27 protein-coding genes and 1 pseudogene are annotated in these 20,192 nt (G+C 42.0%); 23 read left to right on the top strand and 5 right to left on the bottom strand.

The features are described 5' to 3' along the window. The first annotated feature begins 1 nt into the window (after nucleotide 1). On the top strand, nucleotides 2-823 hold the full coding sequence (locus NCCP2222_RS06895) for a sulfurtransferase (protein ID WP_248510926.1): 822 nt from the start codon (nucleotides 2-4) through the stop codon (nucleotides 821-823). 3 nt (nucleotides 824-826) lie between these two features. Further along, on the top strand, nucleotides 827-1,411 hold the full coding sequence (locus NCCP2222_RS06890) for a metallophosphoesterase family protein (protein ID WP_248510924.1): 585 nt from the start codon (nucleotides 827-829) through the stop codon (nucleotides 1,409-1,411). A 74-nt stretch (nucleotides 1,412-1,485) separates the two neighbouring features. Here the strand turns inward: NCCP2222_RS06890 and NCCP2222_RS06885 are convergent, their stop codons facing one another. Next, the gene (locus NCCP2222_RS06885) at nucleotides 1,486-1,869 is read right to left on the bottom strand and encodes a reverse transcriptase-like protein (RefSeq protein ID WP_248510921.1); all 384 of its coding nucleotides are present in this window, start codon (nucleotides 1,867-1,869) and stop codon (nucleotides 1,486-1,488) included. A 130-nt stretch (nucleotides 1,870-1,999) separates the two neighbouring features. Here NCCP2222_RS06885 and NCCP2222_RS06880 point away from each other — a divergent pair, with 130 nt between their 5' ends. After that, the gene (locus NCCP2222_RS06880) at nucleotides 2,000-2,188 is read left to right on the top strand and encodes a zinc-finger domain-containing protein (RefSeq protein WP_207961760.1); all 189 of its coding nucleotides are present in this window, start codon (nucleotides 2,000-2,002) and stop codon (nucleotides 2,186-2,188) included. A gap of 35 nt (nucleotides 2,189-2,223) precedes the next feature. Here the strand turns inward: NCCP2222_RS06880 and NCCP2222_RS06875 are convergent, their stop codons facing one another. Beyond that, on the bottom strand, nucleotides 2,224-2,430 hold the full coding sequence (locus NCCP2222_RS06875) for a cold-shock protein (RefSeq protein ID WP_184206376.1): 207 nt from the start codon (nucleotides 2,428-2,430) through the stop codon (nucleotides 2,224-2,226). A 229-nt stretch (nucleotides 2,431-2,659) separates the two neighbouring features. Between NCCP2222_RS06875 and NCCP2222_RS06870 the strand changes: the two genes are divergently transcribed. The 6 genes from NCCP2222_RS06870 (at nucleotide 2,660) to NCCP2222_RS06845 (ending at nucleotide 6,229) form a co-directional block, all read left to right on the top strand. Continuing rightward, the gene (locus NCCP2222_RS06870; protein WP_248510920.1) at nucleotides 2,660-2,869 is read left to right on the top strand and encodes a hypothetical protein; all 210 of its coding nucleotides are present in this window, start codon (nucleotides 2,660-2,662) and stop codon (nucleotides 2,867-2,869) included. Between the two features lie 371 nt (nucleotides 2,870-3,240). Further along, nucleotides 3,241-3,837, top strand: coding sequence for a hypothetical protein (locus tag NCCP2222_RS06865; RefSeq protein WP_248510919.1), 597 nt, complete (start codon nucleotides 3,241-3,243; stop codon nucleotides 3,835-3,837). A gap of 88 nt (nucleotides 3,838-3,925) precedes the next feature. Beyond that, nucleotides 3,926-4,885, top strand: a complete 960-nt coding sequence (locus tag NCCP2222_RS06860; RefSeq protein WP_248510918.1) for a hypothetical protein — start codon at nucleotides 3,926-3,928, stop codon at nucleotides 4,883-4,885. A 41-nt stretch (nucleotides 4,886-4,926) separates the two neighbouring features. Then, entirely contained in the window at nucleotides 4,927-5,322 is a 396-nt protein-coding gene (locus NCCP2222_RS06855; protein ID WP_248510917.1) for a hypothetical protein, read from the top strand. 36 nt (nucleotides 5,323-5,358) lie between these two features. Next, entirely contained in the window at nucleotides 5,359-5,991 is a 633-nt protein-coding gene (locus NCCP2222_RS06850; protein WP_248510916.1) for an HD domain-containing protein, read from the top strand. 28 nt (nucleotides 5,992-6,019) lie between these two features. Beyond that, nucleotides 6,020-6,229 carry a DUF4083 family protein gene (locus NCCP2222_RS06845; RefSeq protein WP_248510915.1) on the top strand — a complete coding sequence of 70 codons (210 nt, stop codon included), beginning with the start codon at nucleotides 6,020-6,022 and terminating at the stop codon, nucleotides 6,227-6,229. Between the two features lie 7 nt (nucleotides 6,230-6,236). Here NCCP2222_RS06845 and NCCP2222_RS06840 read toward each other — a convergent pair whose 3' ends face one another. The 3 genes from NCCP2222_RS06840 to NCCP2222_RS06830 form a co-directional block, all read right to left on the bottom strand. Then, nucleotides 6,237-6,578, bottom strand: coding sequence for a hypothetical protein (locus tag NCCP2222_RS06840; RefSeq protein WP_248510912.1), 342 nt, complete (start codon nucleotides 6,576-6,578; stop codon nucleotides 6,237-6,239). Nucleotides 6,579-6,645: 67 nt separating this feature from the next. Further along, nucleotides 6,646-7,185 (bottom strand): transcription repressor NadR, encoded by a 540-nt coding sequence (locus NCCP2222_RS06835; RefSeq protein ID WP_248510910.1) that lies wholly within the window; start codon nucleotides 7,183-7,185, stop codon nucleotides 6,646-6,648. Between the two features lie 85 nt (nucleotides 7,186-7,270). Beyond that, the gene (locus NCCP2222_RS06830) at nucleotides 7,271-7,717 is read right to left on the bottom strand and encodes a DUF4385 domain-containing protein (protein WP_248510908.1); all 447 of its coding nucleotides are present in this window, start codon (nucleotides 7,715-7,717) and stop codon (nucleotides 7,271-7,273) included. Nucleotides 7,718-7,941: 224 nt separating this feature from the next. Here NCCP2222_RS06830 and NCCP2222_RS06825 point away from each other — a divergent pair, with 224 nt between their 5' ends. From NCCP2222_RS06825 to NCCP2222_RS06760, 14 genes and pseudogenes are all read left to right on the top strand, one after another. After that, nucleotides 7,942-9,270, top strand: a complete 1,329-nt coding sequence (locus tag NCCP2222_RS06825; RefSeq protein ID WP_248510906.1) for an MFS transporter — start codon at nucleotides 7,942-7,944, stop codon at nucleotides 9,268-9,270. 77 nt (nucleotides 9,271-9,347) lie between these two features. Continuing rightward, nucleotides 9,348-10,457, top strand: coding sequence for a flavin monoamine oxidase family protein (locus NCCP2222_RS06820; RefSeq protein ID WP_248510903.1), 1,110 nt, complete (start codon nucleotides 9,348-9,350; stop codon nucleotides 10,455-10,457). Nucleotides 10,458-10,603: 146 nt separating this feature from the next. Next, entirely contained in the window at nucleotides 10,604-11,323 is a 720-nt protein-coding gene (gene pnuC, locus NCCP2222_RS06815; protein WP_248510892.1) for a nicotinamide riboside transporter PnuC, read from the top strand. A 24-nt stretch (nucleotides 11,324-11,347) separates the two neighbouring features. Next, the gene (nadR, locus tag NCCP2222_RS06810; protein WP_248510890.1) at nucleotides 11,348-12,406 is read left to right on the top strand and encodes a multifunctional transcriptional regulator/nicotinamide-nucleotide adenylyltransferase/ribosylnicotinamide kinase NadR; all 1,059 of its coding nucleotides are present in this window, start codon (nucleotides 11,348-11,350) and stop codon (nucleotides 12,404-12,406) included. A 127-nt stretch (nucleotides 12,407-12,533) separates the two neighbouring features. Next, a complete protein-coding gene (locus NCCP2222_RS06805; protein WP_248510888.1) occupies nucleotides 12,534-13,019 on the top strand; it encodes a CDI toxin immunity protein in 486 nt (161 codons plus the stop codon). Nucleotides 13,020-13,078: 59 nt separating this feature from the next. Beyond that, nucleotides 13,079-13,540 (top strand): annotated as a pseudogene (locus NCCP2222_RS06800) (SRPBCC family protein). A gap of 51 nt (nucleotides 13,541-13,591) precedes the next feature. Continuing rightward, nucleotides 13,592-14,509 (top strand): NUDIX hydrolase, encoded by a 918-nt coding sequence (locus NCCP2222_RS06795; RefSeq protein ID WP_248510886.1) that lies wholly within the window; start codon nucleotides 13,592-13,594, stop codon nucleotides 14,507-14,509. A gap of 144 nt (nucleotides 14,510-14,653) precedes the next feature. Then, nucleotides 14,654-14,800: a hypothetical protein gene (locus tag NCCP2222_RS06790; protein WP_248510883.1), complete on the top strand. Its 147-nt coding sequence runs from the start codon at nucleotides 14,654-14,656 to the stop codon at nucleotides 14,798-14,800. A 378-nt stretch (nucleotides 14,801-15,178) separates the two neighbouring features. Continuing rightward, nucleotides 15,179-16,081 (top strand): ABC transporter ATP-binding protein, encoded by a 903-nt coding sequence (locus NCCP2222_RS06785; protein ID WP_248510881.1) that lies wholly within the window; start codon nucleotides 15,179-15,181, stop codon nucleotides 16,079-16,081. Continuing rightward, nucleotides 16,062-17,162: an ABC transporter permease subunit gene (locus tag NCCP2222_RS06780; RefSeq protein ID WP_248510879.1), complete on the top strand. Its 1,101-nt coding sequence runs from the start codon at nucleotides 16,062-16,064 to the stop codon at nucleotides 17,160-17,162. Before NCCP2222_RS06785 ends, NCCP2222_RS06780 begins: the two co-directional genes overlap by 20 nt. Nucleotides 17,163-17,193: 31 nt before the next feature. Beyond that, nucleotides 17,194-18,468, top strand: coding sequence for an ABC transporter permease (locus NCCP2222_RS06775; protein ID WP_248510877.1), 1,275 nt, complete (start codon nucleotides 17,194-17,196; stop codon nucleotides 18,466-18,468). A gap of 101 nt (nucleotides 18,469-18,569) precedes the next feature. Next, the gene (locus NCCP2222_RS06770; protein WP_248510875.1) at nucleotides 18,570-18,767 is read left to right on the top strand and encodes a hypothetical protein; all 198 of its coding nucleotides are present in this window, start codon (nucleotides 18,570-18,572) and stop codon (nucleotides 18,765-18,767) included. 76 nt (nucleotides 18,768-18,843) lie between these two features. Next, nucleotides 18,844-19,575 carry a hypothetical protein gene (locus NCCP2222_RS06765; protein ID WP_248510874.1) on the top strand — a complete coding sequence of 244 codons (732 nt, stop codon included), beginning with the start codon at nucleotides 18,844-18,846 and terminating at the stop codon, nucleotides 19,573-19,575. A 99-nt stretch (nucleotides 19,576-19,674) separates the two neighbouring features. Next, the gene (locus tag NCCP2222_RS06760; RefSeq protein WP_248510873.1) at nucleotides 19,675-20,049 is read left to right on the top strand and encodes a hypothetical protein; all 375 of its coding nucleotides are present in this window, start codon (nucleotides 19,675-19,677) and stop codon (nucleotides 20,047-20,049) included. The last annotated feature ends 143 nt before the right edge of the window (nucleotides 20,050-20,192 follow it).

The following is a 20,192-nucleotide window of genomic DNA, read 5'->3' as shown; positions in this document are numbered from 1 at the left end:
AATGACAGCTGTTTTTGTGACAGGCGAAAGCTTGAAAGGCCAATCTGTCAAGTGGATTGATACACGATCTTCCTTGCAAGATCCTAACAAAGGACGCGGGGATTACGAAGCAGAACATATTTGCGGAGCCATCTATTGGGATTTGGAGAAGGATCTCTCCGACATGTCCAAGCCATCAGGAAGACATCCATTGCCGGATCAACTTAACCTGACGGAGTTGTTCCGCAGGTCAGGTCTTGCGCTGGACGATCACATTATCATTTATGATGATGGCGGCAGCCCGTTTGCTGCGCGTGCTTGGTGGATTCTTCAATATGCAGGCTTTACGAATGCCTCGATCTGTTTGGATGGATTCAACAAATTGAAGGAAGATGGATTCCCGGTCGATCTGGTAGTTCCCGAACCAGATCGGACAGACGTGGAGCCGACTTGGCAAGAGCATTTATATGCATCCAAGGATTTTGTGAAAAAGACAGTCGATGGAAGTACAGGCTATACATTGCTGGATGCCCGTTCTGCTGAACGATATAGGGGAGAAATGGAACCGATTGATCCCGTTGCGGGACATATCCCAGGCGCTTTGAATTTTGATTGGGAGAAATTAAAGCAGAACGGCATATTCAATATGCAAGCAGACGTGAAAGATCAGCTTAATGTTGTAGCTGAAGCTGGCCAGCCTGTCATTGCCTATTGCGGAAGCGGCGTAACGGCAGCCCCGCTGTTCGCTATGCTGAAACATAACGGCTATGCAAATGCCCGGCTTTATGTCGGCAGCTATAGCGACTGGATTACGACAGAAGTGGTAGACAAAGAGGTGAAGTAAGTTTTGCGTTTTGCAATCATTGGTGATATCCATTCCTCCACAAACGACTTAGCAGCTGTGCTGAAACAAGTGGAGGAAATTGCCCCTGACGCCAAATTGGTCGGTACGGGTGATTTATTCGAATGTACAATCAGCAAGAAAAATATAACCGATTTTAAATATGAAAATTTGGAAGACGTCATGCTGTTGCCCGAAGGATTCCGTGAAATGTTAACATTCCCGTCTATCCGTGGTAACCAGGAAGAACGGATTGTGTTTATTACAAAAACGAAAGACCCGCTGCGCACGGAGCTGGAGAGGCTGCCGGAAACGATGCAAATCGGGGAGGCGTTTGTCATTCATGGGCACCAATGGCACTACGGGGACAATCCATGGCAGAAGCTTTCGCCAGATTGGAAGCTCGTCTTTTTCGGCCATACCCACCGTTCTGAAATCTTCCGAAACGGACAGCCGGAATGCATTCGGTTTGGTGAGGAGTATGAAGTAGGAAAAGAGCGCGTTATCGTCAATGTTGGATCGGTTATAGAAAACAGGGAATGGGTTCTATACGACGAGGATAATGGGGTTATACGTTTCATGAAAGCATAAAAGGCTGTCCGGATGGCTAACAACCTATCGGACAGCTCTTTTTTCGTCACATCAAAAAATTGAAGGGTGGCATACTACCGTTGGATAGCCTGCCGGGCCAGTTCATCTGCCGCGCGATTTTCACTATCTGGTATCCACTTGATGAAAAAGTAATCAAACGTCTCTGCGATTTTCAATACTTGTGCTAAGTAGCCTTTATGGAGTTCGTTTTTCACGAATTGATTTTCAACTGCAGTCACGACAATTTTCGAGTCGGAACGGGCTGAGACGATACCTGTTGTCAGCTTAGCTGCTTCCTCCATACCACGGAGAAGCGCCAAAAATTCAGCTGTATGATTATTTGTCGGGTCGATTGGCTCAGAAATCTTGAGAGCGTGACCTTCCCCTTTAATATAAATTCCAATTCCACTCTTACCGGGATTCCCGGCACTCGCTCCATCCACGTATAATTCAATCATCGGATCACCTCTTTACAATAGTTGCAATTGCTTTTGAAGCGTACTAAAATATAGGAACCCATTCTGTTTTAGATGAATATCGTATGGGCAGGCGACTGGCTATTTGTCGCAATAAAGCTGGAGGTTCTTTATGAATAAATTAACAGTCATGACTGAAATAAATGAAATGCTGGATACGTATTGCGAAGGCTGCTTCATCAAGAAACAGCTCGCCAAAGATTGCGGCAAGACAGGTGCCCATCAATTTTGCATCCAAACCTGCACAATTGGTGAACAACTGAGGTTTCTAGGAAACGAAATGAATAAATACACAGAATAAATCCCGCTGAAAGCACCTCAGCGGGATGATTGTTTTTATTCTTCGATTTTTAAGACATTCGCCGCTTGAGGCCCTCGGTTTCCTTCAATGATCTCGAAAGAAACAGATTGTCCTTCGTCCAAGGTTTTAAAACCTTCCGCAACTATACCTGTATAGTGGACAAACACGTCTTCTCCAGAATCCGTTTCGATAAAACCATACCCTTTTTCATTGCTGAACCATTTTACTTTACCTTGGTACATGATTTTTCCTCCCTAGGCGTTTCGATGTCTTTACCATTATATACATGGATGACCTAACTATACATGATTCGACAGACAACGTCAATGAATTGTCTGACACCATTGAAAACTCTTTGGCTGTCCAACCCTTTCCCATGTTATGATTAAAAGCAGGTTGGCATTCATTGGAAAGAACAAATTGCCCAGAAATTATGTCGGCTTGTAAAAATCATTCGAAAAGGGGATTTGAATGGATCGGTTAATGGGGATATTATTAATTTGTTTAACACTGCTGACGGCTGCCATTATGTTCGGACTGGATTGGTTACTGCTCATTGTTTTCCTAATCGGCTTATTATTAGTAGTGTTCGGCGGAGAGCGAAAAGAACAGAAACATGAATTTCTTTCGGACGAAGAGATTGAGTCTGAATTAGTGGATTCTACTAAAGACGAACACTAATACAGATTGGGTGAATAAAAGCCAATAATAACTAAGAAAACATTACTTTATAAGTTGAAATACATAACATCAACCATTGATTTTCGAGCGGACGCTTTCCGCGTGCACGGCTTCAGCCAATCGAACAACGAAGGGTTCGATTTGCCGTATTTCTGGGTTTTTCAGAAATTAAGGCAGCCTTCACTTCCTGCTCGTAACGCTACGCTTTTACTCGCAAACGCCGTTCTTCGTAACGACGTTCGCTAGAGTCGCCGCTCTATACTCCAATCAACTAAAATGAATTGGTAAAATAATAAGTTCAACTTATAAAGATTGTAAAGGAAGATATTTATGGTGATTATGTGAAAAATATTCGACTCAGGAGGAAAACGTTGCGAAAATTATTAAACGGTGGCTTGTTACTAATTATAGCCTTGCTGCTGACAGGCTGTGCGGAGAACAAAGCGAAATTAACGATTACACCTTATACCATGAGTGAAAAAGAACTTGAACTCATGAGTAAAACAGATGTGGAGAAAATTGATTTCTTTCATTTGAATGGCAGTTTGGGGAAGGATCAGGATATTCAATTTTCAGTAGAGGTATATAAAAATGGGGAACTGGCAGGTGAATTGTTACGTACTCACAGTGAAATCAAAACTGAATTTGACGATACGCTCATTTCATTTGCCATTGAAAGACTTGAAGAAGAAGAACAGCGTGTCCTAAAGCTCATTGCTGGCATTCCTTCGGGCAAAGTTACAACGAATTACGATAATACGATGACAGCCACCACTTCCACTAGCCTCATTAAGGAAAAAGTGCAATTGGAATTAGGTAAGCCTATTTATTTGTCTGCGTGGGCTGGAACGACAAAAAATGAATTTGAGGTAATCGGCAGCTGGAATGGCAGTTTTCCTAAGGGGATGGAAGATAAAGAACTCGCCTTTTTGTATAAAATGGTATGGACGAATGATGAAAAGGAATGAATAACTAAGGTATATTGATCTGTTAAGTTAATGGATATACAGCTTCTTATTAAATGTCACGTTCATTCAAAAAGGGGAATCAGTTGGATTGGTTATATACAAGCAATTTAACCGCTTGCTGCAAGATGATAAATTAGAAGAGATAGTTGCATTACTTTATGATTTTAAGAATTCCAGAAGGTTAACGAAAGATGAAATGGGATGGGTGTATTGGAATATTTCTGATGCCTATGCTGTTCAGAGAAAACCACAGATGGTTTATGACAATCATATTCAATTCGTCAAATGGGGGAAAGAGGAGCTATTTCCTGATCGGCTCCATTGGTTCGTTTCAGATACAACGCAAGCTTTGACTCTTTCCTTAGGAGACTATTTCGAGGAATGGTTTAATTGGTATTTATATGCCTGTCAGCATGCTACTCGAACGGCAGAAAACAGGGAAGTTCGGTTTGAAAGTCATCGGGCTGCCATCGGATCTCTTTTAAAACTGAAAAAGCTCTCTCCCATTGAAATTCCTTTCAGCCATATGGACCAATTGTTACAAGAGGATCACGACTGGGAGAATCAAACCTTTGCTACATTCAGTTATTACACACTATTGTTAGAGAAAGCTTTTTTGGCAAATGAAGACGACCTGCTATATGATGTGTCAATAAAGATAAGAGAGTTGCTAGAAAAAGAAGTGAAAGCGATTCTAAGTTCAAGTACAATGGATAACCAAAGCTACTTTGCTTTAGGAAGTTGGGGGGATTTGAATACCTCCAGGCAGGCGAAAGACTCTATGACTGTCCTTCTGTACAATTTGGGATGCACGTACCATACAATTTGCAAGTATGAAGAAAGTATTGAAATGTTTCGGACTGCCTTCGATCACAACTCTTCAGTTACAAACTACGGTTTGGCATTATTCCTCTCATCCATCTGGAAAGCTGGAGGAACAAGTCGAGAGGTGATTGACTTATTTCATACCTATTCATCAGACGGTACAGCATTTGATGATCTATTTCAATACGCCCCTGATTTAAGCAGCGTCGTTTCTCTTTCGTAGTCTGTCATGAAAATTCAGCTGAAAGAGAGGAGAGCACGAGGATGGTAGCCGTCCATGAAATGATGCAGTCTGTAGAATCGATGCAATCTACACTTCGTAAACTAGAAAATTCGAAGAAGCAAATGATGCAAAAAGGAGCCAGCACTACGTTGGTTTCAAAAAGACTTCAAGCGGTCGAAATCGGTCTCGCCTTGCTTGAGTACAAGTGGAGCTCCAAACCTTATAATTGTGCGCGAGAAGAAATACTGGCAGCCCGGCAAGTGTTGAATGGTTTAATGCCATCACTTCAAAGCATGTATACGAAGTCAAAAACGGGCAGTCCCCAAAAAACTCTGTTAGAACGAAGAATAAAAGCAATCGAACTTTCGTTAGAGGTAATGAAAGAAATTCATCTTGACTCAACTATCGACATATTCAAAGATAATGCTAAGGAATAATAAAACCTGCATCTTAGAAATGAAAGGTGATAATCCATGGAACAGTTACTACTACAATGTGAACAGCAAGTACGATCAATCTACGAGGAATTTGATGCAAGCCACGATTTTGATCATATCGAACGAGTGAGGAGAAATGCGGAAGCGATCTGTATAACGATCCCTGAGGCGGACACGATGATTGTTCAGCTCGCCGTCCTTTTGCACGATATTGATGACCCGAAATATCGGACTGCTGAATCTCGCACGCCAAAGGATGTTTTGACAAGCATCGGCGCAAGTCCAGATAGCATACACCGAGTCGTCGAAACGATTGAAAGTGTGTCCTTCAGCGGAGGCCAGTCAAAAGATTTAAAGTCAATTGAGGGGGCCATCGTCCGCGATGCTGACCGCCTTGATGCGATTGGAGCCGTCGGCATTGCCCGGACATTTGCCTACGGTGGAGCGAAGGGGCGCAAGCTGTATGACAAAGCAGAATCAGCACGCCTTTCCATGACGGAAGAGGAGTACAGAACAAAAAGCACCTCATCCGTCACACACTTCTATGAAAAGTTACTCTTGTTGAAAGATCTGATGGTGACAGAAGAAGGAAAGCGGCTGGCAGAAGAGAGACATGCCTTTATGGTAGAGTTTTTAGCCCAACTTGATCGAGAAGTGGGACTACGGTAATTTTGACTTGCAGTAAGGAGAGGATAAAGTGACTTCAACAAATACCGTTGTTCATTTTGGAGATATCTTTTTTACAGTACTCATACTATTGTTAGTTCTTCTGTTTTTTGTATCGCTGGTACTCTTCATCAGGACACGATCCAGAAATCAAAAAAAGCAAATTGTGCAGACCGAATTGATTGAACAAAAATTGGATCGAATCATCGATTTGCTGGAACAAAATGAGAAGCTAAAATAGTAATGTATTATGGTTTGGAAATGAATCCTTTTCCAATCACCGTCTTTTTATCTGCGCCAACAAATACGGAGAGTTCACCTAAATCCGTTTCTGTATTGTGAAATGTTACCATATAAACTTCATCCTGCTCATAGTCTTTTTCAAGAAATGGCTCAATTTCTTCTGTTACCGAAACTTTTCGGATGGTCGAATCCTTCGGGCTGGCAGGGAACAGCTTTTGTTCTTCATCTGTTAGGCTACCAAAGGCCACCATTTCAATTGGAACCTCATTTTTAACTTCTGCCAATTGGCAACCGGTTAAAACGCTTACTAGGAAAATTAATAGTACGAGGTTTTTTAGGCGGAACAACCCATTTCTCCTCCTTTGTAATGAAAAGTCTTTGTAGATATATTCAACGTAAAAAAGCGGGAATCCTTCATTCCACCAGGATTCCCGCTTTTTTCAACTCCGCCAAAGCATCCGTAATTTGTTCTTTTCGGTCTGCTATGACAGTATGCAGATGGATGCCGTCCTCCGAAAGATTGGATAAGTAAGAGGCATTTGATTCTTCAATCCGCAGAAGAAATTCCTTTACGTCCCGCCGGTTGCTTACCATGATGGATGCACTCAAGTCACCGTAGACAGGGTGTTCCACTTTTACATCTTTCACTGTAATGCCGTGGTCAACAAGGATGTATAATTCTTCTTCTGTTTGTTCAGGTGTATGTCGGCATACGAGCACTTGCTCGATTCTTTGTCCTTCAGGCGATTCCTGCATGTATATGTATCCTTGGCTCGTTGCTACAATAGGCTCGTTTTTTGCTTTCAGCAATGTCATGTCGCCTACGATGACTTGGCGGCTGACATTTGTCAATTCGCCGAGCTCTTTGCCCGTCAATGGCTTTTTAGAGTTTTGCAGAGTCTCAAGTAGAAATTGCCGCCTTTCATCCCCGGTCATTTTATCATTTTGATTCATTGATTTCCCTCCTTGCCCCATAGTGTAGCACAAAAGGGATGAATTCATCACTGGGAACCTCCTTATATGGATGTTTTGGCATGCTTTATCCATACTCCTGTTGATGGGCTTTCTTTCTCTTTAAATAGTCTTCGTCTTCCCGGATTTTATCCCAGTAGACTTTGAATATTTCAGCCGATTTTGCTTTTTCCGGATCGATCTGTCGCTCTTTTATTGAACCATCCTCATTATATTTGCGCCCCCCTTTATAATTTGTATACCGCCGTGCCCGTGTATAGCCCATTTGAATGAATTTCCGCGCCATATCCATACCGACAAAATCGTCATCTTGACGGTATACTTCAAACAGATCCATAATCTTCTCAGCCGATTCTTTGGCAATTGCAGGTGTTTTAAAGCGCCAATAGGGCAATATTTCACTTTTATATGGTTCTACTAATAAAACCCCTTGTTCGCCTTTTCCTACCCGGTACAACTCAGGATGCTTTCGTAAATCGAGATTGTCGTAGTCAAGATTATAATCAAACGGCATTACAGGGCCACCTCCTCTTTGTAAAAGGAATTTACCCCTTTGCTACTAGTTAAAACGCGATGTAATATTGTCAATCTAAGAGAAGCATGACATAGTAAAGTACAGAGCCCTCGAAAGTGTTTTCTTATGAATAGATTGACCGGCATATTTATTGTTGATAAGAGTTTCTTCAAGTTGTAACGTAAACAAAAATTTATTTAGGTAAGAAAGGGGAGTGGCATATAGTGAAAAATCGTACAAAAAGAGCGGATACACATTCTGCATTGGTACAAAGCTACGTAAGTTCGTTAGAAAAACAACAGCAGTTATATAAGCGTACTTTAATAGTTGTAGTTCTTTCCCAAATCTTTGGAGGTGCTGGCCTTGCTGCCGGCATCACAGTAGGAGCACTTATAGCCCAGAACATGCTAGGTACAGATAGTGTGACGGGCCTTCCGACCGCATTATTTACATTAGGATCTGCAGGCGCAGCACTGCTTGTCGGGCGACTTTCACAGCATTATGGACGCCGGTCAGGACTGGCAGCCGGCTTTTTGATTGGAGGCGCCGGTGCAATTGGAGTCGTTCTCTCGGCATTAACGAATAATATCTACTTATTATTTGTCTCCCTCTTAATTTATGGAGCTGGTTCAGCGACAAATTTACAGGCACGCTATGCCGGGGCAGACTTGGCGACTAACAAACAAAGGGCCAAGGCGATTAGCGTGGCCATGGTGTCGACCACATTGGGTGCAGTTGCTGGACCTAATCTGGTGGGAGTCATGGGTGGGGTAGCTGAATCGATCGGCATACCTTCTCTAGCTGGCCCCTTTTTGCTGGCTGCTGCGGCTTACATACTTGCTGGCTTGATATTATTGGCTTTCCTTCGGCCGGATCCTTTGCTAATTGCGAAAGCGATCAATGAGCAAAAAGCTGCCAGCCAATCCAACAAAGAGAGACAATCCACTCGTTTAACGCTAAACAAAAGGGGTGTTTTTGCCGGAGCCGCCGTTATGATATTGACTCAATTTGTTATGACAGCGATTATGACGATGACTCCCATCCATATGGGGCATCATGGACATAGTTTGCAAGCAGTCGGACTCGTGATTGGATTTCATATAGGAGCCATGTTTTTACCTTCATTAGTCACCGGCTATCTTGTTGATAAAATTGGGCGCGTAAAAATGGCCATCGGATCTGCTGTAACGTTACTTGTTACAGGTATTTTAGCTGCAAGCGGCTCAGGCGAATCAATGGCAATGCTTGTAATCTCACTCATTTTGCTGGGTCTTGGATGGAATTTCGGTTTAATAAGTGGTACAGCCATGATTGTGGATGCTACTTCACCGTCCAATCGGGCAAAGACGCAGGGCTCAGTAGATGTAGGAATTGCATTATCTGGTGCGCTTGGTGGAGGATTGTCTGGAGTCATTGTAGCCCAATCAAGCTATGCTGCACTTTCAATTTTTGGCGGGTTATTAGCTTTATTGCTAATTCCTATTGTAATTAGGGCAAGCATCGATAGAAAAAAGACATCCAGTCAATTGGACACGTCCAAAAAAACCATTTAATCCGCAGAGTTGGTTAAGCTACAGAGATGGTATAGGTATTCAAGTTCGGTCATCTAAAGTTAGAAAGAGGAAGGTATATGAAACATCCGATTATTATAATTGGAGCAGGTGTAAGCGGACTTTGGACGGCCGCGTTGCTGACCAAACAAGGCATTGCATGCAGGCTGCTGGAAGCGAGAGACCGGATCGGCGGCAGGGTGCTAAGTATTTCAGATGCGGACAGACCAGACCTTGGCAGATTCGATCTCGGCCCCACTTGGTTTTGGCCGCAATACGAGCAGAAGATCAGTAGCCTCGTGAAGGAATTGAATGTTGCAACGTTCGATCAATATACGAAAGGTGCTTTATTGGTTGAACAGTCTCTGAATGAAGTCCCAAAACGCTATACATTACCAGAAAACACGAATGCAAGGTCAATCCGTATTCGAGGTGGCGTGCAGACTCTCATTGAAGCCATATCGGACACAATCCCTCCGGAAATTATTGAGCTTAGTACAACAGTGTCGGCAATCCGGCAAGAATCAGCGAGCGAATTCTCAATTCAGACTGTCCTTAGTAATGGAACAAGTAAAGAATTTATGGCGAGTGCTACCATCCTGGCGTTGCCACCTCGAATGGTTGCTCGTCATATTGAATTTTTACCACCTCTTCCACCGAACCTGCTTTCAGACCTTGCAAGCAAACCGACATGGATGGCTAGCCATGCGAAAGTAGTTGCCGTGTATGAACGTCCTTTTTGGAGAGAAGTCGGCCTCTCTGGAAATGCTACCAGCTGGGTTGGTCCATTACAGGAAATACATGATGCGTCTCCTGAAACAGGTTCAGGTGCATTATTTGGCTTCTTTGGCTGGCCGTCAAAACAACGCCGAGAGCTCGGTCAGGAGGAACTTCTCAAAGTGGTAACCAGTCAGCTAGAAAGACTTTTTGGACCAGAAGCTCACAATATGAAAGCCATGCTCTATAAAGATTGGTCAACAGACGCCAACACAGCGGTTGAGGAAGACTTGGATCGTCTCCATGATTTCCCTCAATATGGGTATCCGCCCGATACAGGGATTTGGGGAAAGAACCTTATTTTTGCAGGAACCGAAACGGATCAACAGTTTGGTGGACATTTAGAAGGGGCATTGCAGGCAGCTGAGAAGGCAGTCGCTACAATAATGAATTTAACTGATCAACTGAAGTAATCCATTTGACCAAGCTCTCATCAAGCAGTTTCCAGCTGCAACGATGAGAGTTTTTTTATTTTTAAAAACCAGTTGACAATACATAGATACAATAATATACTAAGTATAGATAGTAACAAAATAAAACTAAGTAAAGGAGAGGGAGAATGATGGCAGAGAGAATGAAGGGGTATTTGGCGGAATGGTCTATCTTCGAAAAAGCATGGATAGTCATTTTTACAGGCATTACAATCTATTTATATTTTGCTTTTGAGGATACATTACTTGGATTGATCAGTTCGATAGCTGGTATGTTGTGCGTCGTACTAGTGGCAAAAGGGAAGGTATCAAACTATGTTTTTGGAATCATCCAGACGGTAACATACGGCTATATCGCTTATGGATATGGATTATACGGTGAATCGATGTTAAATTGGCTGTTTTACTTTCCGATGCAATTTATCGGGATCTGGCTTTGGATGAAGCATTATAAGAAAAAAGAAGAGTCCGAGCAAGGTGAGAACGTATATGTGAAGAGATTGAACCTAAAAGGTTGGATGATTGTTATCGGAGCTTTCGCAATCGGAGCATTTGTCTACGCTGAAGTGTTAACGTTGCTCGTGGCACAGCAAGTCCGGATTGACAGCATGGCAGTCGTCCTTTCAGTCATCGCTCAAATACTAATGGTTCAGCGATATGCGGAACAATGGGTGATCTGGATTTTAGTGAATCTCCTCACCATCTCGTTGTGGGTGATCACGATGGTCCAGACGGGAGGCAACGATTGGAACATGGTCATTATGTGGACGGCATTTCTAGTCAACTCCGTCTATGGCTATATGAACTGGCTGAAATTAGCGAAGATGCAAGTTGTGGTAGACAAATAATTATGGCAAAGGGAGAAGAAGACGATGACAAATGTAAATAAAACAGAAGATCGAAAAATAGGACATTATGGTGGGAAATTCATTCCATTTCATAAAGGACATTTATATGCCATCACAAAAGCAGCTGCACAAGTAGATCACCTTTATGTGCTCGTCAGTTATCACGAAGAAAGGGACAGAAAATTATGCGAGGATGCGGGACTCGACTATATTGATTTTCGCAGGCGGCAGCAATGGATTATGACATCTGTGAAAAATATGCCGAATGTAACCGTTTTGGCAGTAGAAGATCCTTATACAGAGGACATGGAATACATGTGGCTTGAGGGTGGACGGCGAATGATTGAAATGATTCCTGAGAAGATCACCCATATTTTCAGTTCGGAAAGCGAGTATGATTACTGGTTCAGGCAAATCTATGGGGAGGATATTCATCATGTGGTCATTGATGAGGCGCGGGAGATTTTTCCGATAAGCGCAACAAAGATCCGGAATGAGGGAGTCTTTGCTAACTGGGATATGATTCCGGAGGCGGCGAAGCCCTATTATACGAAGAAGGTTGCCATAGTCGGAGTAGAATCATGCGGGAAATCCACATTAACACGGAATTTGGCGCAGCTGTTCGGCACTGAATATGTAGAGGAATATGGCCGTACAGTGAGTGAGGAGATTGGTGACGGCAGTTCATTGCTCACGGAAGAACATTACAAGGAAATCGTCTTTGGCCATAAACATATGGAATACCAGAAAATCAAGAAGGCAAATAAACTATTGTTTATCGATAGCGAGGCAGTTGTTTCCCAATACTACGCGAAGATGTACTTGGGAGAGGAACTGGAGTTCATCGAAGGGGTCATCCAGTCGCAGGATTATGATTTGTATTTATTCCTGGAGCCTGACGTGAAGTGGGTAGCAGATGGATACCGGACATTCTGCGATCCTGAAGTAAGAAGAAAGACGAATGAGGTGCTGAAGCAAATGTTTGATGCCCGAGGAATTAAGTACGTGACGGTTAGTGGGAATTATGAGGAACGGCTTGATCGGGCGATTGAGCATATAACTAAACTTATAACGAAGAAGTAGGAGAAGGGTTCTCTGGGACCCTTCTTTATTTAATATAAATATTGTCTTAAAAGATAAGTATAATTAAAATAGCCTTTTTTATTTATAGGAAATAAATGTGTTGTATTGGTTAGGGAGGAAATAGCTAATGAATAGAGAAGAAAGAAAAAAACGTTTAGAAGAATTGGTACGTGCTAGAAAAATGAACGAAGACAAATTGGAAAACGAACGGCGTATAGCGGAAATGCGAGAACTGTTTTCGACTGGAAGAGCAGTGGAAATTTTAAATGCTTATGAAAGTGAACAGGTTGAAATTGAGATGACCGACAAATTTCCGATTGCTTGGTATGGAAGAATTGATTGGGACAAAATGAGTAATAAAAGTGTCTTAGCTTATGAAGAACTGCAACATATTACGGATATTCTCTCGTGGAAAGGTTTGGATCATACGTTACCAGTCTATGTTATTGTCGGATTACACGGATACCCTCTAGTGAAAACTTCATTAACGACAACAATGGAAAGTATTGAAGAGATTATGTATATGGGGCCAGACCAGTATATTTACTGCCCCTTATCAAATTATGTGATTGAGTTCTTCCACGATGATGTGATTACTATGGGATGGCTATAACTTTCTTTGTTACATGTTATATTGGTTGAAAAATTATTTGTAAGAAAGGTACATAAACTATGCCGATCATTAAATACGATATTTTTGTTAATGCACCTATCCATGTCTGTTTTGATCTTTCAAGAAACGTGGAGATCCACATGGAAACAACAAGTAAAACAAAGGAAAGAGCAATTGCTGGTGTGACATCTGGATTGATGGAACAAGGAGATACCGTTACTTGGGAAGCCACCCACCTAGGAGTAAGACAACAATTAACTGCTAAAATTATCGAGATGAACAAACCATATCAATTTACGGATGTGATGGTGAAGTGAGCCTTTCATTCATTTACACATACACATGAATTTATCGAAAGAGGGGCAGGAACTATTATGAGAGATACCTTCTCTTACAAATCTCCTCTTGGTATTCTTGGTGTCTTGGCTGATAAATTGTTTTTGGAAAAATATATGAGGAACTTTATTGAAAATCGCGCGAAAGAATTAAAACGAATAGCTGAAAAAGTTGAAATTAAATAAAGATAGTATTAAGATGCAACTAAGTTATGTTTCGGGAAGGGGTAGACGTCAATGAAAGAGCGGGACTTACAGAATTTAAGTGAACGGGACTTTATCGAGCAGTATCGAAAGACGGAGAAGGACAAGTATGAGAAACCATCCGTTACAACGGATATGGCCATATTCACGATAGCAACGGAAAAGGCATCAGATAAAAGGAAAAAGGCGGAGAAAGAATTGCAGTTGCTGCTCATCCGGCGGGGAGGGCATCCATATAAGGGAGACTGGGCGTTGGCAGGTGGCTTCATGGGGATCGACGAAGATCTGGATACAGCGGTGCAGCGGGAACTGAAGGAGGAAACGGGCGTAGACGGTGTCTATGCGGAACAACTTTACACCTGGAGTGCAGTAGATCGGGATCCGAGAATGCGCATTGTCAGCGTTAGTTATTTGGCACTTGTCGATCAGGAAAAGCTGCCACCTCTGCAGGCTGGCGATGATGCGGAGGATGTACGATGGTTTACCGTCAGGGATCAAATAGTTGATAGCCACGACGAGCTGGATGGGGAGGTCATGAGGCGGACCGAAACGATAAAACTGGAGTTGCTTTCTGGTACTGTTACTGTTTCGGCAATAGTGGAGAAAGTTACAGAGACGGATCAAGCGAACACGAAAACGACTACTACCATTATCGAACGGCACGGCATTGCCTTTGACCATGCAGAAATTATCCTCTACTCACTCGAGAGGCTGCGCGGCAAAGTGAATTATACAAATATCGCATTCAATTTGGTGGGGGATGAATTTACACTGCCGGATTTGCAGCAAGTGTATGAGGTAATCTTAGGCAGGGAGCTAAACAAAGTGCAATTCCGCCGGCATGTGGAAGATATGGTCGTGGATACAGGCAAGGAAATCAAGACAGGTGCCTACCGTCCATCCAAGCTGTATCGGTACAATGTTGGCTGGGTGTATGATCAGTGGAAATAGAGGGAAAAGATTTCGGATTTGCATGGATCAGATAGAAGTAATAGAAAAGGCGTGGCGAGTTAATTAACTTGCTGCGCTTTTTTTTTGGGATTCATGGGGTGGTAAATGGAAATATTCGAGCGGTAAGCCGGGAGATACGAGAGGTTGGAGAAAGATACGAGCGGTCAGCCTGGAGATACGAGAGGTTCGAGAGATATACGAGCGGTAAGCCAGCAGATACGAGAGGTTAGAAAAAGATACGAGCGGTTAGCCAGCACATACGAGAGGTTGGAAAAAGATACGAGCGGTTAGCCGGGAGATACGAGAGGTTGGAAAAATATACGAGCGGTAAGCCGGGAGATACAAGAGGTCGCAGAAATAAACGAGCGGTCAGCCAGCGGATACGAGAGGTTAGAAAAAGATACGAGCGGTAAGCCAGCGGATACGAGAGGTTGGAAAAATATTCGAGTGGTAAGCCGGGAGATATGAGAGGTTAGAAAAAGATACGAGCGGTCAGCCAGCACATACGAGAGGTTGTAGAGATATACGAGCGGTCAGCCAGCAGATACGAGCTTCGACGGAGACAACATTCCTTTGACAGTAAAAATAAAATATTTGAAAAAATCCTCAGAATCTATGGTACGATAGTTTAATAGATATACATTTTTTACAGAAAGAGGGGATAGACAAATGGGGATACTTTCAGTAAAGGGTGTGACGAAAGTTTATAAGGGTCACAAAGTGCTCGATAACATTGACTTGACCATTGATGCGCCTGGCATCTGGGCTCTTGTCGGGCCAAACGGAGTGGGAAAGACGACTTTTTTAAACGTTGTCACAAATATTCTTCCAGCGAATTCTGGAACGGTTGAACTGATGGGAAAGAGCAATAAAGACTCAGCGGTCTTTAAGGAAGTTGCTTTTCTTCAGGATAATACGGTATTGTTCGATTACTTAACAGGGTATGACCACTTGAAATATATTAGTGATGTACAAAAAATGCCTAAAGACCGAGTGAAAGAAGTGGCGGAATATGTGGGCATGGAAGGCTATTTGAAGAAGACCGTCGGCAATTATTCACTTGGGATGAAACAGCATTTGCTGTTGGCAATGTCGCTTATCAACCAACCAAAGCTCCTGCTTCTGGATGAGCCGCTGAATGGCTTGGACCCGACTAGTGCCATATTAATGAGGAAAATCCTCTTGGAGCTTGCCGGCAGTGGCACTACCATTCTTTTGTCTTCTCACAATTTAGCTGAAATCGATCGTGTTACTAAGCAAATACTATTTCTGAAGGATGGAAAACTGACACAAGTCGATATGCATCAATTTGAGGATACATACTATGACATTTTGGTTTCGGATCAGGAGCGTGCCAAGAGGGTGCTACTGGATAATGGATATCAAGTTAATGTAGCAAACGAATCGGGTGGCATCCGCCTTCATTCGAGTAGTGAACAGCTTGATAATGTGATTGATTTAATCAAGTCGGAAGGGCTGCAAATTCTTGACATCCAAAAAGAAAAAACAGGATCAGAGAAATTATACAAAGAGATTTTTTCAGGAGCACCGTATGAAAAAAATCTTGTTTGAATGGAAAAAAATCTCTCGGCTCGAGGTGTTTCCTGTATTTTTACAGCTGACTTTCGTCTTTGTTTTTGGATTGTTTTTTTATAACCATATGTCGCAGGGGCAAATTGAAATTAAGAAGATCGAGTATTTTACAGAGCTGCAAAACGATGTGAACCAGCAACTTCTTAACATAGAGCAAGAGATGAAGAAGGGCAAGTCAAAGAGTCTTAAAGCACAATTGCATTTTGGGACGGATCTTTCTACGAAACTGCAAGAATTAATTAGTGCAATAATTAGCCAAGATTGGAAAAGCGAATTAGAGAAAGAGATTTTAGTTTATGAATCGGCTATGGAATATACTAAGTTTGATGGCTCGTATTTTGGAGTCAGCGTGATCGATATGGAGAATACGATGAAATTGAATGAGGAGCTCCTGAAGAGGAACCTGCCGAAGGAAGACTTTAATTTTTCGATTCAAACTTCGATCTTTATGAAAAAAGTCATTTCGTTAGTAATGAATCCTGTCGGTTTCGTCATGCTGCTGTTTGTGTTGGGTCTCATTGTAACGAGAGAATTTGATGATAATAGCATACGTCAAGTATTAACCTTGCCCATGACAAGAATCCAATATATGTTCATCAAATTTATAACCATTGTTAGTGGCGGAATTCTTTGGCTTGCTATCATTTTTGCCACTTCCTATGGGTTAGGTGAACTGCTTGGCCGGGCTAAAGGAAATATCTTTCAATATCCTATTTTTACGAGCCAAGATACCTTTATTAGTTCAGGCGAGTATTTAGTAGAAGCAGCCTTGTATAGCTTCAGTTTTATGGTATTTTCAGTTGGCATGTTTCTGTTGCTAGCGTATCTATTTCAAAATACAATCGTTACGTTCTCTGCACTGCTTTTTATCATTGCGGGGGGCTGGCTCATTGATAGCTATGGGTTTCAAAATCTCTTTAATCCATTCACATATCAAATGGTGGACCAGGCTATTTTAAGGACACCCCAGTTTTTCCCTGGCGGCGTTGCTGTGCTGTGCGTGGCACTAACACTTATGCTGGCAGCTACATTGATGCTCAACCGAAAGCGAGGAATGTGAGATGAAGCACTTTCTCTTTGAATGTAGAAAAATGATCAAAAAGAGATCTATTTGGATTGCCTTGATTCTTTCGGTTGTGGCGATGTCCGGCTACTACTTCTTTAATTATTCCGTTGCGGAACGCCTGAACACGAATCGCATGTTTGACTTAAAGAATAGCCAAATCGAATTTCCTAAAAAGATTGCGCAAGACCGTCTTGAGTTGGAAGCCGCAAAAAAGGCCGGAGATAGCGCGAAGGCTCTTGATTTAGAGATAAGTATTAATAGCTATGAAAATATGCTTGCAGACAAAAAGTTTGATTTGAATCATATTGAAGCGGGTAATTGGGCAGCCGTTGCCCAAAAGCAGTACGAAGAACTGAATCGCGATGTTGCCATTTCAAAGAGTCAGAACTATCCAGTGCATTCTATGATGGAACAGCAAGTTTCCATGTTCACTGTGAGGGCCTCTGCTGAGGAAAAGCGGATGTTGGCCGAAACAGGAGTGGAACCACTTGTACAAATAAATACAATAACATCTTTCCATCCAACATTTTATGATCGATTTATAGGGAAGACGTTGGAAATTTGGGAAAGTTCAACGAAACGCTATGGAATGCCTGGTTTTTATTTCTTGTATCAGATTATTCCTGCATTTGTAATTCCATATATCATTTTGATCGGCTGCTTTGTTTTCGGAAACACTGTTTCTTCTGAAGCAACGAAAAAGAAAAAAGGGCTGAACATGTATGCCGTCCTGCCAGTTAATCGACCCAAATTGTTTTTTGCTAAGTTTGGCAGCGGATTGTTATTTACTCTTCTATTCGTTTTCTTGATTTTATGCGTGCCACTCCTTTCAAGCCTTTTCACAGTTGGTGTAGGCAGCTTGCAGTTTCCTGTTTTGATGTACGATGGTCCGGGCGAAAGCCTGCTAGGATTAAAAAAGGCAAATATATTGAACGAATGGACCGATGAATTTCATTTTACTACGCTCGGGAACTACTTGGGAATTGTTCTCCTGTTGACAGCGGCTCTGGTATTCCTGATGTATTCCGTCTATTTTCTGCTGTCGCTCTTTTTCAAAAACCCGAGTGTGAACGCTGCACTGCTGCTCATTGCCACTTTTTTTGGCATAACTGTGTTGCCAAAATCACCGTTCAATCCGTTTACCTATGTAGACTTACATCGAGTCATTACCGGTGAATTTGCCGTCGCCCAATTTAATGAGATGATCAATGTGACGAATGGGCTGCTGTTAGTAGGGGCTTTTGGACTTGTATTGACTGTTTTAAGTTATGTACAATTCAGACGTTATGTTGTGGAGTAAGCTGTGGAGACGGATTCGAAGGAATTCATCTTGCGGTTGGCATGCGAATAAAAAGAAGGTCTCGCTGGTGAAAAATGGAAAATTCTACGGGGGATAGTGATTTGGTTAAAACAGTAACTTTTTCATTCAATAGTCCCAATTATATAGGTGAAGCAGAGACGGAAACCTTTACGTTAGATCAGTTAGGAATTGACTTGAATTTGGATAAAAAAGAAATAGAGGCGGAGCTGCAGCGTCTTTTGGAGATGTGGATTTGGCACAAACTAAATATCTCGTGCAGTATGGTTTGGGATTTATAACAAAATTGACGATCTGTAGGTCCGCACCAAAAAAGGGTTACACAACCTGTGACGAAATTCTGGAGGTGATAGAAAAGTGAATCCTGCAAAGATAATAAAGAGGATACTTCCAGTTTTTCTTATTTGTTGCCTGTTGGCAGGAGTGTTTTTCATTAAGACAAAGGCACAGACGATTAAGGGCGACGGGCTCACTTTTAGCGAGTATTTTCATACGTACGATGTTCTCAATGAAAGAGAACACGTTCGCTACTATGACCTTGCTGCAAGCGATGAGGTAACATCTCCTTTATATGAGCAAATGAAGAGGGCCATCAATCAAATAGGTACGGATCGACTGCCTTTTGAAACCGCCAGGGAAACGGCGTATCTTGTTACCTCGTCTGCTAAAAAAGGAGAGCGGTTAAGCCAAGTTCAAATTGGTTTTTTTAATCAGGATGATGCAAGACCAGGAGATTTTTTTATCATCTCTGCAACCGAAAGTGATCGGAATCCTTTGGAAGGAAAAACGATAGACGACAACCTTGATACTGTAGGAAACGAGCTTAAAAAAATGGAACTCTTGACGGGTGTGCCGGTGTACCAGCAAATTCTCACGACGAATAGTGCATTGTTATACAGATATTATGACCTTGATGAAACGAAGAATCAGATTAGAATTGTCGGTACACAAGCAAATGAGTTTTATGCTTATTATGATGGATACATTTATCATATTGGCTATTCGATTGATAGAGAAAAGAATGACAGTGACATGCAAGAAAAGATGCTCAACTTGGTCCGGGAGTATATTTTAGCAATTTCTGAATAAATATGATTCGCAGTATTTCTTTTGAAGATTGTATAGGAGTACGTTTATGATGACTCGATATGTTTATGACCTTCATTTTTATAAGAGAGGAGACTTGTAATGATTCAACGGGATAAGGTTGTCTTACTGCTTTTGCTGAGCCTCATGACCATATTATTACTATTCGATTTTTTTCCAGGCATCAGCGAAATCGTATTAGTTCCAAAACCAATTCTAGTTGGCAGCCTTCTCGTTGTCTATTGTGCCGGTATCTTTCTGCTGCCTTTTCAGAAGGAGCAAAAATTTGATGTACTTTGGCAAGCCGTGTTCCCGTTATATTTACTTATTCTCATTGTTATCTTTACTCTACTTGGAGGGAACTCTCAATCAGGCATTTCTTTCTCCAATCCTATTCTTTGGGTTGTTTTATTAATAAGTGCTCTGGATATAAGGAAAAGTTATAAAAAGGGGATGGCGGATCAATCTGTTATGTAAGCAACCGCCAGGATTATCTTAAGTCTATCTATTCTTTACATTCAAAAAGCCCAATCCTTTTTAAGCAATAGGTGAAGTGACCCCTAAAAGTTAGACACGATATTGCTTCAGGCAGCTTGGGTAAAATGAGTTCGGTATTGTAC

The organism is Sporosarcina sp. NCCP-2222 (assembly GCF_023168145.1).
GTDB lineage: Bacteria > Bacillota > Bacilli > Bacillales_A > Planococcaceae > Sporosarcina.
This window is presented reverse-complemented; position numbering and strand designations above follow the sequence as displayed.